Raw genomic sequence first — 14,172 nt, 5'->3', positions numbered from 1 at the left:
ACCCCATTACCTTGTAAGCTTCAGCCGCTGGCTGAAAAGTTGGCGGACGTGGTGGAATTGGTAGACACGCTGGATTTAGGTTCCAGTGCCGCAAGGTGTGAGAGTTCGAGTCTCTCCGTCCGCACCAAACACAGTAATTATGAATCCGTAATTACATCTTAAGGCCCCGTTTTTACGGGGTTTTCTGTTTTTAGAGTCACCTGTTAGCACCAGTTTAACCCCACTTATGCTTGTCACCTTTGTACAAAGCCTTGTACTATCCAGTTAGGTTTGTACAAAGAGGTTGAGATGAAGCGGCAAGATATCAAGCGCTTCCCACTTGCGGACTCCGTGATTGCAGCGTTGGAGGCTGAGGCTAAAACTTACAGGGTAAGGGACTCGGATGGCCTCTATCTCAATGTCACCAGTACCGGAACTAAATCGTGGCTGCTGCGTTACAAGTCAGTCAATGGTAAGTGGGCCTGGATGGGGCTGGGTGCCTACCCTGATGTCTCTGGAAGGCTTGCCAGGGAAAAAGCTCGTGAGCTGCTGGCCAAAGTCAGAGATGGCAAAGATATTAGATCTGACAGTGCCAAGCGAGAGGCAATGCTGTTTGAAGTTATGGCTGAACGTTGGCTTGACCGTAAGATAGCTGCAGGCCGAGCACCTGGAACCACCCGTCAAATGCGTCTGTATCTTGACTCGGACATCTTGCCTGTCTTGAAGGGCAAACCAGTTGATCTCGTCACCAGAAGGGATTGTACTTTGATACAGCAGCGGCTTGAATTACGTAAAGCTCATAACATGGCCAAGAAGGTTCGGAGCTGGCTAAACCAGATATTCTCGCTCGCGATCGCTGAGGAGCACTGCGAATATAACCCCGCCAGTGAATTGAAACACGTAGCCGAAAAAGGACCTCCAACCAGGCACTACCCTTACCTGTTGGAGAATGAGTTACAGGCATTCCTCCAAGCCTTGCGCGATTCAAATAGCCGTAAACCGACTACAATCCTTATCCGTTTGGTTTTAAATACAGCTTGCCGACCAGGCATGGCCCGTCTGGCCCGTTGGGATGAGATTGATTTTGAAAAAGCGCTTTGGACGATACCGGCGAAACGTATGAAAATGCGACGCGAGCATCTAATACCTCTGTCGAGCCAGGTCTTGTTGATGCTGGATGAGTTGCGTGCAATCACCGGCCGCAGTGTCTATTTATTCCCTGGCAATGGTTCAGAAAACTCGACCCTGAGTGAAAATACTCTGAATAGAGCTCTGAGTTTGATTGGATATAAGGACCGGCTTGTAGGGCATGGTTCGCGTCACACTGCATCCACAATTCTGCGTGAACATGGCTGGCCGCGCGATATTGTAGAACACCACCTGTCCCATTATGAAACAGGGGTTGCGGGTGTCTACAACAAAGCGGAGTATCTGCCACAACGTAGAGTTATGATGCAGTGGTACAGTGACGCGCTGGCTGCCCTGGAAATTGGTGATAGTCCCCCCCCCTATACCTGCTGAGATTCGTTCATAATTTTCTCACAGTATGTGTAGATGTCGATTAACCGGAAACGTACAGAGCTATTCCGGCTTGAGCCGTCCTTAAAGCCCTTCGGGCAGTGTGGATCATTTTTGCGGCGACGATCAAACTCACTGATACTCATTGCGAGCAGTGAAGCGGCCTCCCGCCGGGTGATAAGAGCGTAGTTTGGGTCAAAATTGCATTTCATGTTCATTGTTACACCTCTTGTGGTTCAGTGAGGTTAGCCTACTGCAATTCGATCATGTTCAAAGTCGGGAAAATGCCGATTTTTGGTAAAAACTCAAAAAACAAAAGTTTGATTTTTTCCTGGTTTCTATTGATGCTTCATTCAATTTCCGTTGTTTATCAATTAGATGCTTGCATATGGTTAATCACAATAAACAATAAAAAAGTTCGTATTCAAATTGGTCTGCCGATGGCTAGCAAAAGTTATTGAGCCTCGCCATCGGCCCTTTTCTTCCATGGGTATCTGTGATGACTATTAACTGAACCGGTCGAGGTGTTCTGCAGCGACACTCCATTTTCGCATCAACCTATGAACACCAATGGACATCAATAGCTCCGAAAGCTTGCGTGCATTCGCGCCGTAAAAGCCGATGTAATGTGCTTTACCGTGGCTATGAAGTGATCGGGACGGCTTGGCCTCAACTAAACGTTCGAATGTGTTTTCAAGCCAATCAGCAAGCCTAGGACTGGCAGTAACAACTTCAATTTTCAATGTTTTATTCTTGTCGCAAATATGACCATCTCCCTCAATGAGACCCACCAGATATGCAAGTAATTGTTCTTTGTTCAACTGCAACTCTGTAGGGCCCGTAAGTATGTAAGATTTACATGGCACTAAGTTCCAATTCGCTTCGAGATCATGTAACCACTGTGGTACTCCAGAAATTCGCAGCTCAGACTGGAGATGTGCTCCTACGGTAAAATCGCGAATGTTACCGGTATACCCTGTAATATCACGAATATACTCAAGCAGGTGGGCATCCGAATATTTTAATGCTATTCCCACCTGGTTAATGATTTTTCCAGAACTTGCCGGTTTGACCCAACCATCTGCAGCCAGTAACCCCGCAACGTAGCTGTTTTGAAGATTGGGAGTTTCGAAAAAATCATACTTTTTCTGATACTTGGTATTCTTTTTTTTGTTCTGGAAGATAACGCCCAGTCTTCTGCCGCGTTGGCTCACTGATCCTTCAGTACGCCCAAGAGTTTTTGCAATATCGGCTCTGACCATGGACTGAGCATGCTGACGAATATAATCATCCTCCTCAATGGTATAGTGCTTTTCTGCATGCTTGCGATTGATCAGATTCAGACAGAAAGCTTTGCCACGTACAGAGCGTGAAGAGCGATCAAGCGACACTGCAATTTCTTCAGCAGGTATGCCATTTTCATATGCATCAATAATTTTTTTGATTTCTTCTTCTGTCCAACGTTTCTTAATGTGAATAGTCATTTTTTAACTCCATTGGTAAGTGGGGGATAACCCTTTATCACCCTGAGTTAATTATACAATATTGGCTTGATCTATGATAATTGCACCACTTCTTGTAGGCCTTGGAAGATATTATAAATCCAAGTAGGATTCTGTTATTAAAATCCAAGTTGGATTCTGTTTTTTGAGTCAAAGTTGGATTTTGCTCGGTCTGTTAAAAGCTTTTAATTATTTTATCTGCTGGCTATAAAAGATAATGATTCTATTTCAGTTCCCAGAAATTAGGAAGCAACCCCTGGATATCAGGTCTTAAGTACCTTGAGTCTATCAGTGTGATTGTTCCTGTATCAGTGGGGGAGCGGATAAGTCGTCCTGCTGCCTGACAAATCCTGGACATCGCTGGGTATAAATAGGTGTAATCTGATGCTCTTTCCTCACCAAATAGGCTTGCGTTTCTTAAGTAAAGCGCATTCGTGACTACTGATCTTGGCTGAAGTGATAAGGTGACAATGCTGACACCAATTAAGTTATCACCTGGTAGGTCTACACCTTCTGAAAAGATACCACCCAGTACAGCAAACCCTATCAATCCTCGTTTATTTTTAAATTCATTAATAAAGTTAAGTCGTTTCTGCTCGCTCATGTTTGACGTTTGAATGATGGTTGGTATATCAGTGTATAGTTTCTTGAACTCGTCATGAATCTGGTTCATGTATTTCAGGCTGCTAAGAAATATCATATAGTTGCCTGGCTTGCTTCGATATTGTTTTTCTATACATTTGGCGATCGGTTGAAGGGTGGTTGTACGATTTCTAAAGCTGGTATTGATATCCAGAATTTTAATATCAACCTGACTCGATGTATAAGGTGCACTTATCCGCTTGAAATTAGTGTGTTTGGGTAGGCCCAGTACATCACGATAGTAGTCGGGTGGATTGAGTGTTGCTGAAAAAAGTATGCTTGTCTGCGCGTAGCTAAATCGTTGAGAAATTGCATCCGCGGGCACCAAGAGGTTCACCGATAGGGAAGACGTGATTGTTGGAGATTCATTTGAACCCGATTGCATAACTTCCAGTACATAGAGTGCTTTATCACCAAGCGACTCACTCAAATTCATGAAAGCTTCCGCCTTCAAGATGAAGTCGTTGACAGGAGGTTTCATGGACCGCAATGGTCCGAGCTCCCTGATTTGATGGCATAGTTTTTCCAAGCATCTACATAAAACAAGTGGGGCGGAGTGTAGCTGGTATTCTGTCCTCCGATCAGTATCATTCATTGCATTCTGCTCAGAATTATAATCGTGTAAGCTTTGCCACGCAGTTAATGTGTCGTTATGGGTTTTTCTTAGTGTAGGTGGAAGATGGTTGATCAGGTCAGTCAGATTGCCTTCTGATAGAGTTTCTGAGTACATCCCTCTCACGCGCTCAATGAGATTGTGACATTCATCAATCAGTAGCCCTATACGCCATTTGTGCTCCTTAACCAAAGTATATAGGCGAGCATGACGGCTGAAGAAAAGGTTTACATCCGCGACTATAATATCTGCCTTATCTATTAGTGATTGTGCCAGGTAGTATGGGCATACTCTGTTCTGATCAGCGACTTGCTTAATGCAGTTCTGATCCATCCAGTTTTCGTCTAGCGCTGATATAGCTGCAGGTTGTAAGTGCTCTTCAACTGCCAGATCACAGATGCTGTGATTACAGAATATTTCGGGCCGCTGGCACATGTTTTTTCGTGCTGACAGCTCCAAGACTCGAAGTGGTATTGGGTGGGGTTGTGCTGTTAGCAACTTTTTCAGGTCATTGATTATTGCAAGGCGCCCAGTCGTGCGCATGTTTAGCACAAATAGCTTATCCAGTTTCTTTTTTGGCATGGTCTTCAGTGCTGGAAACAGCACCCCGAGTGATTTGCCAATTCCGGTTGGGGCCTCTAGCAGCAGTGTGCTACCACTACACATGTGTTGGTACACTGTCTTGCTTAATTCGCGTTGATTAAGACGGAATTTTCCTGGGAATTTCATGTTTAGAAGAGCTTGGTTTCGCTGATCAAAATGAGATTGCTGACTGTGATCGCAAGGTGTGTACTCGTTATATTCGTTATCGTTGCTGTATTCGTTATAAAAATAATCCATGACGACCTCAAGCACTGTAATGCTGCGGTAAAGAAATCAGCTTTTATAAGCTGAAGACTTTTGCAGCTGTCTCTTAAAGTCCACATTATCATATTCGTTAAATACAGGAAGTTTGCTTCCGTCTAGCGATTCACCAGCATCCTTGTTAATCGAGCTATTTAACCAGCGGTAGTTCTGCCCACCGAGTGGTATATGCCGGTGACAGATGTTCCCGCTTCATGGCCCAGGGCTTTTGGGTGCCCTGGCTGGCCAGAAAGATGTGTCCCTTACCGCTGTGGTTGATGGTGTCCAACACTGACATCAGTGCTTTGGCATTGGGTCGGACAGTGCCTTCATCAAACAGGCTCTGTTGATATACACCCGGTTCATAGAAATCCGACAGCATGACACCTGCTTTCATATACCGGTACCCATCACGCCAGCAGGTCTTCAACAGCCGCATGGCGATTTCAACCAGGTCGCGCGTGTCATTGGTGGGTAGAGGAAGTTCAGCGGTTAATGAGGGGGTGTACTGAGGTTCGTCTGGGTTGAACCGGTTTGTTCGCAGGAAAAGCGTGATCATCTTGGCACAGCGCCTCTCACCACGGAGCTTTTCGGCAGCACGCGAGGTGTACTGGCAGATCGCTTCCCGCATCGACTGGTAGTCCGTAATGCGTTGGCCAAAGCTGCGGCTGCAGACGATCTGCTTTTTGGTCGGCGCAACGTCTTCCAGTTCCAGGCAGGATTCCCCGTTCAGTTCGCGGACGGTGCGCTCTACCACTACTGAATAATGGCGCCTGATCTGCTTGGGATCCGCATTGGCCAGATCCAACACCGATTTAAAGCCCTCCGTATGCAGTCGTTTTGAGAGCCGCCGGCCGATACCCCAGACCTCGTCGATGGGCATGATCGACATCAACCTCCGCTGGCGCTCAGTTGCAGTCAGGTCAACCACGCCACCTGTAGCGGGGTACTGTTTGGCGGCATGGTTTGCCAATTTTGAGAGGGTTTTGGTGGGTGCGATGCCTACGCAAACGGTGATGCCGGTCCATTGCTGTACGGTTGAGCGCACCTGTAACCCAAAGTCCTCCAATGCCATGGCATTGGCGACACCGGTTATATCCAGAAAGGCCTCGTCGATCGAGTAGACCTCCACCCGAGGAGCCAACTCTTCCAGAATATTCATCACCCGAGATGACAGATCGGCATAGAGGGCATAGTTGCTGGAGAAGACGACTATTCCATGGCGTCTGATCAGGTGCTGAATCTGGAACAGTGGGACGCCCATTTTGATCCCCAGCGCTTTGGCCTCTCGGGAGCGGGCCACGACACAGCCATCGTTGTTCGACAGCACGACAACAGGCGCACCTTTCAGGTCTGGCCGGAACAGCTTCTCGCAGCTGGCGTAGAAATTGTTGCAGTCCACCAGTGCAAAGGTAGAGGCTGCCATCCTAGCCAACCCTGCTAATGTGGCGAACTACGCTGGTAACAACACCAAAAATTTCCAACTCGGAATCGCTCGCCATCTCGATTGGTTGGAAATGAGGGTTGTGTGGTAACAGCCTTACGCCGTTCGACAGTGAGAGTTCTTTGACGGTCATTTCACCATCAAGGCAGGCAATCACGTAATCGCCATCAGATGCCCGTAGTGACCGGTCAACCACCAGAATATCGCCAGGATAGATACCGGCTCCTGTCATGGACTCACCTGCAACGCGGACGAAGAACGTAGCGGAGGGGTGGTGGATACACAGCGCATTCAGATCAAGGGTGTCTTCGATGTAATCCTGAGCCGGTGATGGAAAGCCTGCCGAAACGCACTCCAGATACAGCGGGATCTGCAGGCGTGCCGCAGCCAGCGCCTCTGCGGACTGTGAAACGCCGAGTATGGAAACGCTCATAGTGAAGTGACCTCATACAGTAACTGTTTAAATGTACAGTATTTGAAATAATACACTTATCGGATGATCGGTAACAAGCAACCGTGAAAGTAGTCGCGAATTCAACGAGTCGCTTCCAGACTGTGAGTTAATGCACACCTCACCACTCCGACCCGAATCAGAACCGAACGACTCCAGACCTGTGCGTTAACGCACACCCCATGAAGAAATTTCGGTGTGAAACTGGCTGAGCCTGACTGCTGTGAGCCCAGACAGGCCCTGAGTGCGCGATGATAAGATGTCAGGGGTATCTCGTTTTTCACGACCTACTTTTTTCCCAAAAACCACGATCCGGATCAGTAACTCCTGTGCAGACAAATTCAGCGACAGCAGCCACTCCAAAGCTCCTACCTCGTAGGCCAGTAGCAGGTCGGTAAACTGACTCAGGAACATGCGCACCACCTGCTCAGCATTACGCAGGTAATACAGCGGATCATTCAGTCCATGTGATGTGGAGGTGATGGCATCGATATTCCTGGGGTATTTGTATGGCCGGTTGATCAAAAGCGGTTTTGTCTTAGAACGACACGATCTGTCGTTTGGGTTTGTCATATTGCTCATGTATGACTTCTTAAAAGCATGTGCCTGCTCCGCTGGAGGTTGATATGATCAGACAAGGCATCCGACTTGTATTGGCAACAACTATGATGCCGGTCCTGTCTCGATGTTAGGCTTGGTAGGATAAGCGGAATTTCTGTAAGCCTGCGCCAATGGGAATGGAGTGCCTGTATGTATAGCCCAAAGAGACTAAAAGTGGCGATTTCACGGGCTAAGAGTACGCTATCCTCGTTGAATCACCATCTGTCTTCGACGCAGAGAGCCGGACTCCGCGTCAGATTTATTTGGCCAACTATTTATGCTACTACATTGGAAATGTGACCAATGATCAATTGGTCTCCTAGCTAACAAGTTACAGCATTTGGCCAGTCAGGCTTTGATAGTTGAGGGTCCGGCGGCTACGCCTTAGACTAGGTTGAATGCTTGGCTTGTGGACAGCACCAGACCTAACGGGTCAATACAATGTATCAAGGATAAAAAGGACACTTGCATGGAGTTGCACCTCAATTGTGAACTGGCCTCCACCTTCTCTTTGGCGGCGCAACAGAACGCTTATCCATTGCTCAAACGTGCGCTGGTCTCAGCATCTGAGACAACTGATGGTAGAACCGCTGGCAGTATCAGTGATATTCGGGTACGCCTGACCAGTGACCCCGTTTTTTTCGAACCGGAAGAGTGGTTGATTGACTGTCTTGCAGCGGGTCAGTCCGCAAAACTGCAAGAACGACCACTCAAGCCCCTGTTCGAGAAGCTGACTGGCCTTACGGAACAGATGCAGGTTCAGCTGACGTTTGCCGCGTCCTATATTGATGCAGAGGGACAGTCACGGGAACTGATATCTCATTATGAAGTGTGTGTGTTGCCGGCCGATTATTGGGGGGGCGAATCCCGCCAGGCAGAGTTGTTGGGTGCTTTCGTACAACCCAACGTCCATGCGGTTGAAGCATTGACCGCGAAAGTCGCGCAAGGGCTACGTGATGATGGCCAGAACAGCGCTATCGACGGCTATCAGTCGAATACCCGCGAACGGCCATTCTTGTTCGGCGCTGCCTTGTGGGCGACGCTGTTCAACGAACGTTTGATGTACCTGTCGCCCCCCAATGGTTGGGCAAAACAGGGGCAGCGCATTCGCCCAGCCAAGGATATCCTGGAGCATAAAACCGCTGCTTGCCTGGATACGTCGATCCTGTTTGCGAGTTGCCTCGAAAATATGGGGTTGAACCCGGTTATTGCGCTAACCAAGACCCATGCGTTTGCCGGATTCTGGTTGATTGATGAGTGTTTCCCGGTCCTGACCAACGATGATCCCATCGATCTGAGGAAACGCATAGATACGTCTGACCTTGTCATGTTTGAGACGACGCTGGTCACCAACGATTCACCCGTTACGTTCAAGCAAGCTATTGATCATGCGAAAACCTTGTTGGAAGAAGACAAGGAATCCGACTTTGTCATGCTGATTGATATCAAGCAGGCACGGGCACGTCGAATCAAACCCATCGGTATCATTGAAGAGCGCACCAAAGCCGCCCTGGAAACAGAGGGTAAAACCGTTGCGCGTGCTGTGTCGATCGGCATCGATGGCCCTCCGCCTCTGCCGCCGGTGCGCGGGGACGAGAGGGTGTATGAAGAAACACCGGAAACACGCATCGATATGTGGCAGCGTAAGCTGCTGGATTTGACGAAGCGCAACCCACTGCTGAATGTAAAACAATCGGCGCTGAAGCTCTTTTGCCCAGACTTGGGCAAGTTGGAGGATATGCTGGCCGCTGATCAAATATTTGGATTTGTATCAGCCGAAGATACGCCGCTCGTGGATGAAGAACGTAGTGCCGAAGCGTTTCGGTTATCGACAGGCGAGGATTTGCATCGGGAATTTGCGCTGCAACAGCTTGATAACAAAAAGCTCATTGTGAATGAGACTGCAAGACGAACCGAAACCAAGTTGATTGAGCTGCTGCGTAAAGCCAAGAACGACCTGGAAGAAGGGGGCAGCAATACGCTGTTTTTGGCAATCGGGATGCTGCGCTGGAAGGAAACACCTGAAAGCGACAAATCGTTCCGTGCCCCGTTGATTTTGCTGCCGGTTAAACTTGAACGTCGCAGCGCGCAGGCACCGGTCAAGCTTTCTCAGCTGGCTGACGAAGAGCCGATCTTCAACTTGACGCTGATCGAGATGCTTCAGGCGGATTACGACATCACGCTGGACCAACTACGTCACGAACTTCCTAAAGATGAGTCCGGTGTTGATGTCGAGGCGATCTGGAATATCGTTCGAGCGGCCATCCAGGAACAACCTGGATTTATTGTGGTGGAGGAAATTGTTCTCGGGTCATTCTCGTTTGCCAAGTACCTGATGTGGAAAGACTTGCGTGATCGTACGGAACTGCTCAAAAGAAGCCCGTTTGTAGAGCATCTGATTGAGCGCCCGGCGGAGGCTTTCAATCAGGATCATCGCTTCATTGAGCGTGAGCAGGTGGATGAGAAAATATCGCCGGAAGACTTCTATGCACCGTTGAACTGCGACTCTTCTCAAATGGTGGCGGTAGATGCTTCATCTCACCCTCAGGACTTTGTTCTGGAAGGCCCGCCCGGAACGGGTAAGTCGGAGACCATTGCCAACATCATTTGCCACAACCTGGCGCAAGGGCGAAAGGTCCTGTTTGTAGCTGAAAAAATGGCAGCACTCCAAGTGGTATACCGTCGCATGGAGAAGATTGGACTGGCCCACCTGTGTTTGGAGTTGCACTCCAACAAGGCTAACAAGAAATCGGTGTTGGATCAGCTGGGCGCAGCTTGGACTCGGCGTCAAAGTATCTCCCAGAGTGACTGGGTCGCCAAGGCGCAGAAGCTGGAACAGGTTAGGCACGGGCTGAATAGCTACGTTGTTGAATTGCACCGCCCCCATGCACTTGGCTTGTCTGCCCGTGATGCGATGGCGAGGGTGGTCCGTTTTTCCTATGAGCATCCGTTACGCCTGGATTGGCCTGAAGACCTGCTTCAGGCACCCATCACTACTGAAGCTGAGCTCGATCCTTATTTGGAGACCGCACGAGAACTGGGGATCGCTTTTGGTGAAATTGAAGACCTGGAGCCAGATCACTTTAAATCGGTTACTCAAAAGGAATTTTCCAACCAGTGGCGTACCTCTCTGGTGACCTTTGCAAGACGCATTAATGCGATCGCCAAGCAGGCTCGTACCAATGCAGAGACGTTATTGGAAGTCTTGGGGGTTCCCCTAGATCACATTTCACCTGATAAGCATGTGCAGTTGGCCCGTTTGGCAGAGTTGTGCGAGTTTGTGATGCGTTTTGATGTTGTTTTTGCACTCCAGCAAGGAGGGCTCGCACGTGTCAAAGCGTTAAAAGAATGCGTGCCCTTACATGCTCGGTTGCAAGAACAGATCCGGGATTTTGGGCATGGTCTCAAGTGGAACATGCTAGACGACTGCGACTGGGATCAATGGGTCCAACAGCGCAATGACGCAACAGGCCTGTTTGGCTTCTTTAAACGTCGGAGTCTGCGTCAGCAAATGTGCGCACACGGTCTCGAGAAGATCTCGGACTTCAGCATTCTGGAGAAGGCACTTGCCGCTCGTGAGACGTTGAAAACGCTCAAAAAGAGTTCATCTGAACTTGAGGGTAGCACCATTTGGGCAGGGGTGGATTCGGACACAGGTGCATTAGAGAGTACTCTGGCTAATGGCATCAAAGCTATGGAGCTGTTCAAGGCCTTCATAAGCACCTTTGATGATCCAGCCATTCCATTGCGCAAACTGCGTTCAGTGCTCGTGGAAGGGCGAGACTACCTCACCGATAATACACCGCTGGTCAAGTTGTCTCGAACGGTGGCTGATGATGCAGCGCAGCTGGCCGAGCTGGTGGAAGAAGCTGCGCAGTTGCAAGTCACCATCCGTCAGGAAGATGACTTGGCTACAATCGCATCAGACTTCGCAGTGGTTGAACAGCAGAGCGAACGCTTGAGCCGGTGGTGTCGATGGCTGGGAGCGAAGCAAAAAGCGGCCAAGTACCAGCTTGAGCCTTTGTCACGGGCACTGGAAACACGCGTTATTGTCCCAAAGGCGTGTGAAGATAACGCGATGACGGCGCTCTGCATTTGGTTGGCACCGAAACTGATCGACCAGAGTCCTTCACTTGTGCAGTTTGCAGGCGCTTCGCATGAGTCAACAATTGAGATGTTCAGGGAGCTTGATGCGGAGGTCGCCGAGACAACTGCTGATTATATCCTGGCGAAAACAGCGGGTGCTGTGCCCGATCGTAATGCACCCAATGCGCCGGCGGAATACGGCGTTCTGGCACGCGAACTCACCAAGAAAACCCGCCACAAGCCGGTGAGGGCACTGGTCAAGGAAATGGGAGCGGCGCTGACGGATCTGACGCCCTGTTTCATGATGTCTCCTTTATCGGTGGCGCAATTCCTACCGGCTGATTTTGCGCTCTTCGACCTTGTGGTCTTCGACGAAGCTTCGCAGATCACCACCTGGGATGCAGTTGGTGCGATTGCTCGCGGCAAGAATGTCATCGTAGTCGGTGACCCTAAACAGATGCCGCCCAGCAATACGTTCGGGCGTAAGGAAGAGGAGGATTCGGATGAAGGTGACCTGGAGTCCATCCTTGATCAGGCGCTGGCCGCACGTTTGCCCCATCTGCGCTTGACGGGTCACTACCGTAGTCGCCATGAAACCCTGATCGCATTCTCGAACTCGCATTATTATGAAAACCAACTGAGAACGTTCCCGTCGGCGGAAACCAAAGAGAGCGCGGTGACGTTGCATCGTGTTGATGGGGTCTATGCCAAAGGCCGAGGTCAGACAAACGTAATTGAAGCCCAGGCGGTGGTTACTGAAGTCGTCAAACGGCTTACGGCGATGTTGAAGGGTGCGCCCGAACGAACCATGGGTATCGTCACCATTAACTCTCAACAGCAGCGCCTGATTGAAGATTTAGTGGATGAAGCACGGCGGAGCAACCCTGAACTGGAGCGCTTCTTTACCGCAACCGATACCTACGATCCGATGTTCGTGAAGAACCTGGAGTCTGTTCAGGGCGATGAGCGTGACATTATTATCCTGTCTCTGACATATGGCCCCACCGAGCCAGGTGGCCGCACCATGAGCATGAACTTTGGCCCGTTGAATAAGACGGGGGGTGAGCGAAGGCTCAATGTTGCGGTAACGCGTGCAACAACGGAGGTGTTGTTATTCACCAGCTTCGATTCTTCAATGGTGGATCTGTCGCGTACCAAAGCGACAGCCGTGGAGCATTTGAAAAACTATCTGGAATTCGCGGAGCGTGGGCCTATCGCCCTCGCTGAGTTCAGCACGGCCAATTATGGTGTTGATCAGTTTGATTCAGCGTTCGAGCAGGCCGTGGCGATGACACTGCGTGAAAAAGGGTGGAAGATCCAGACCCAGGTTGGGGTGTCCAAATTCCGCGTGGATTTGGGGATTGTGCATCCTGATAGGCCCGGTGAGTACCTTGCGGGCGTTGAGTGTGACGGAGCAACCTATCATGGCTCGCCCTCAGCGCGTGACCGTGATCGCGTGCGGCAGGTGATTCTGGAAAATCTTGGTTGGCGTATCCTTCGACTCTGGTCGACCGATTACTTCCAGGAACCGGAATACGCCATGAACAGGCTGCATGAGCGCCTGGAAGCTCTCCTGGCCGAGGATCGTCAGGCCGCCGAGCTTGCCGCATCGGCGGCAAAGGAGAAACTCGAATCGACCGAGACCGAGACCGAGACCGGGGAGTATGAACTGCAATTGGTTGATGTGCCGCAGAAAGTAGCTGGCAGAGTGGAGATCGGGCAGCGTCACGGGACTCCAGAGCTGAGCACTCAGCCGGAGGCTTTGTCCATGACACCCGCTGATACGTTGTCTCTCGACGATGGCGACGTTCTGGCAGGCCTGCCTATGTATGACAAGGAATGCTACTTCCAGGCGGAACATCGGGATAATTTGAGTGCATTGGCGCGCGCCGTACTCCAGCGAAAAAATGGTATTTCGCTTCACGAACTCACTCTGGATATTGCTCAGAAGCACGATTTGAACCGAAGCTCTCGCAAGCAGCGCCAGTACCTGCGTGAAGTAATTCAAAGCTGGGCAGGCTTTTGGGATGGAGAGGATGAAAGTACGACTGTCTGGCTCTCGCCAGAGGATGTCTGCGATGAGATCCCATGGCGAGGTCTGAATGCTTTTGGTCAGGAGCGTGACTGGAAAGGGTTGTGTTACCAGGAGCAGCTTGGTATCGCACGGGCTGCGCTTGATGCACAACCAGATGACCCGGTGGACTGGCTATTCAATGAATTTAGAATTGGTCGCCGCCACCCATCAACGGCTAGTACGTTCGAAAAATGGGTTTGTGATGCTCAGGCTGCAAGCTATTAATTCATATACTGCGTTGAATTGGTTGAACGACTTACGTTTAGAAAGCCCGTTACCGTGGTCTTATTAGCCCGGCGGTAGTTTATATCTGATATAATGCCTGCATGAATACAGACGCACGCAAGCTCAGCCCAGAGCAACAGGAACTTCTCAGGCAGAAGGCAATTCGACTCCGCGAGAAGGGTAAAACCTTCCGGC

Annotated in this window: 7 protein-coding genes and 1 tRNA gene; 3 read left to right on the top strand and 5 right to left on the bottom strand. The window is 49.9% G+C overall.

The window, feature by feature from the left end; genetic code table 11:
• Positions 1 to 42 precede the first annotated feature (42 nt).
• Together ACN0UY_RS11960 and ACN0UY_RS11955 are read left to right on the top strand one after the other, a co-directional pair.
• Positions 43 to 127: transfer RNA gene (locus ACN0UY_RS11960), tRNA-Leu, on the top strand.
• 161 nt (positions 128 to 288) lie between these two features.
• On the top strand, positions 289 to 1,500 hold the full coding sequence (locus tag ACN0UY_RS11955; RefSeq protein ID WP_417667394.1) for a tyrosine-type recombinase/integrase: 1,212 nt from the start codon (positions 289 to 291) through the stop codon (positions 1,498 to 1,500).
• Between the two features lie 503 nt (positions 1,501 to 2,003).
• Here ACN0UY_RS11955 and ACN0UY_RS11950 read toward each other — a convergent pair.
• The 5 genes from ACN0UY_RS11950 to ACN0UY_RS11930 form a co-directional block, all read right to left on the bottom strand.
• Positions 2,004 to 2,981 carry an LAGLIDADG family homing endonuclease gene (locus ACN0UY_RS11950; RefSeq protein WP_417667392.1) on the bottom strand — a complete coding sequence of 326 codons (978 nt, stop codon included), beginning with the start codon at positions 2,979 to 2,981 and terminating at the stop codon, positions 2,004 to 2,006.
• 241 nt (positions 2,982 to 3,222) lie between these two features.
• Positions 3,223 to 5,094 (bottom strand): ATP-dependent DNA helicase, encoded by a 1,872-nt coding sequence (locus ACN0UY_RS11945; protein WP_417667390.1) that lies wholly within the window; start codon positions 5,092 to 5,094, stop codon positions 3,223 to 3,225.
• A gap of 154 nt (positions 5,095 to 5,248) precedes the next feature.
• Positions 5,249 to 6,523 carry a translesion error-prone DNA polymerase V subunit UmuC gene (umuC, locus tag ACN0UY_RS11940; RefSeq protein WP_417667388.1) on the bottom strand — a complete coding sequence of 425 codons (1,275 nt, stop codon included), beginning with the start codon at positions 6,521 to 6,523 and terminating at the stop codon, positions 5,249 to 5,251.
• Between the two features lies 1 nt (position 6,524).
• The gene (locus ACN0UY_RS11935) at positions 6,525 to 6,974 is read right to left on the bottom strand and encodes a LexA family protein (RefSeq protein WP_417667386.1); all 450 of its coding nucleotides are present in this window, start codon (positions 6,972 to 6,974) and stop codon (positions 6,525 to 6,527) included.
• A gap of 186 nt (positions 6,975 to 7,160) precedes the next feature.
• Entirely contained in the window at positions 7,161 to 7,574 is a 414-nt protein-coding gene (locus ACN0UY_RS11930) for a hypothetical protein (protein ID WP_417667384.1), read from the bottom strand.
• Between the two features lie 487 nt (positions 7,575 to 8,061).
• On the opposite strand from ACN0UY_RS11930, the gene ACN0UY_RS11925 reads away from it, so the two are divergent.
• A complete protein-coding gene (locus tag ACN0UY_RS11925) occupies positions 8,062 to 13,977 on the top strand; it encodes a DUF4011 domain-containing protein (RefSeq protein WP_417667382.1) in 5,916 nt (1,971 codons plus the stop codon).
• The last annotated feature ends 195 nt before the right edge of the window (positions 13,978 to 14,172 follow it).

It is taken from the genome of Pseudidiomarina sp. (genome assembly GCF_048268165.1).
Lineage (GTDB): Bacteria > Pseudomonadota > Gammaproteobacteria > Enterobacterales > Alteromonadaceae > Pseudidiomarina.
The sequence above is the reverse complement of the archived record's forward strand: the minus strand, read 5'-3'. Positions and strand labels throughout refer to the sequence as shown.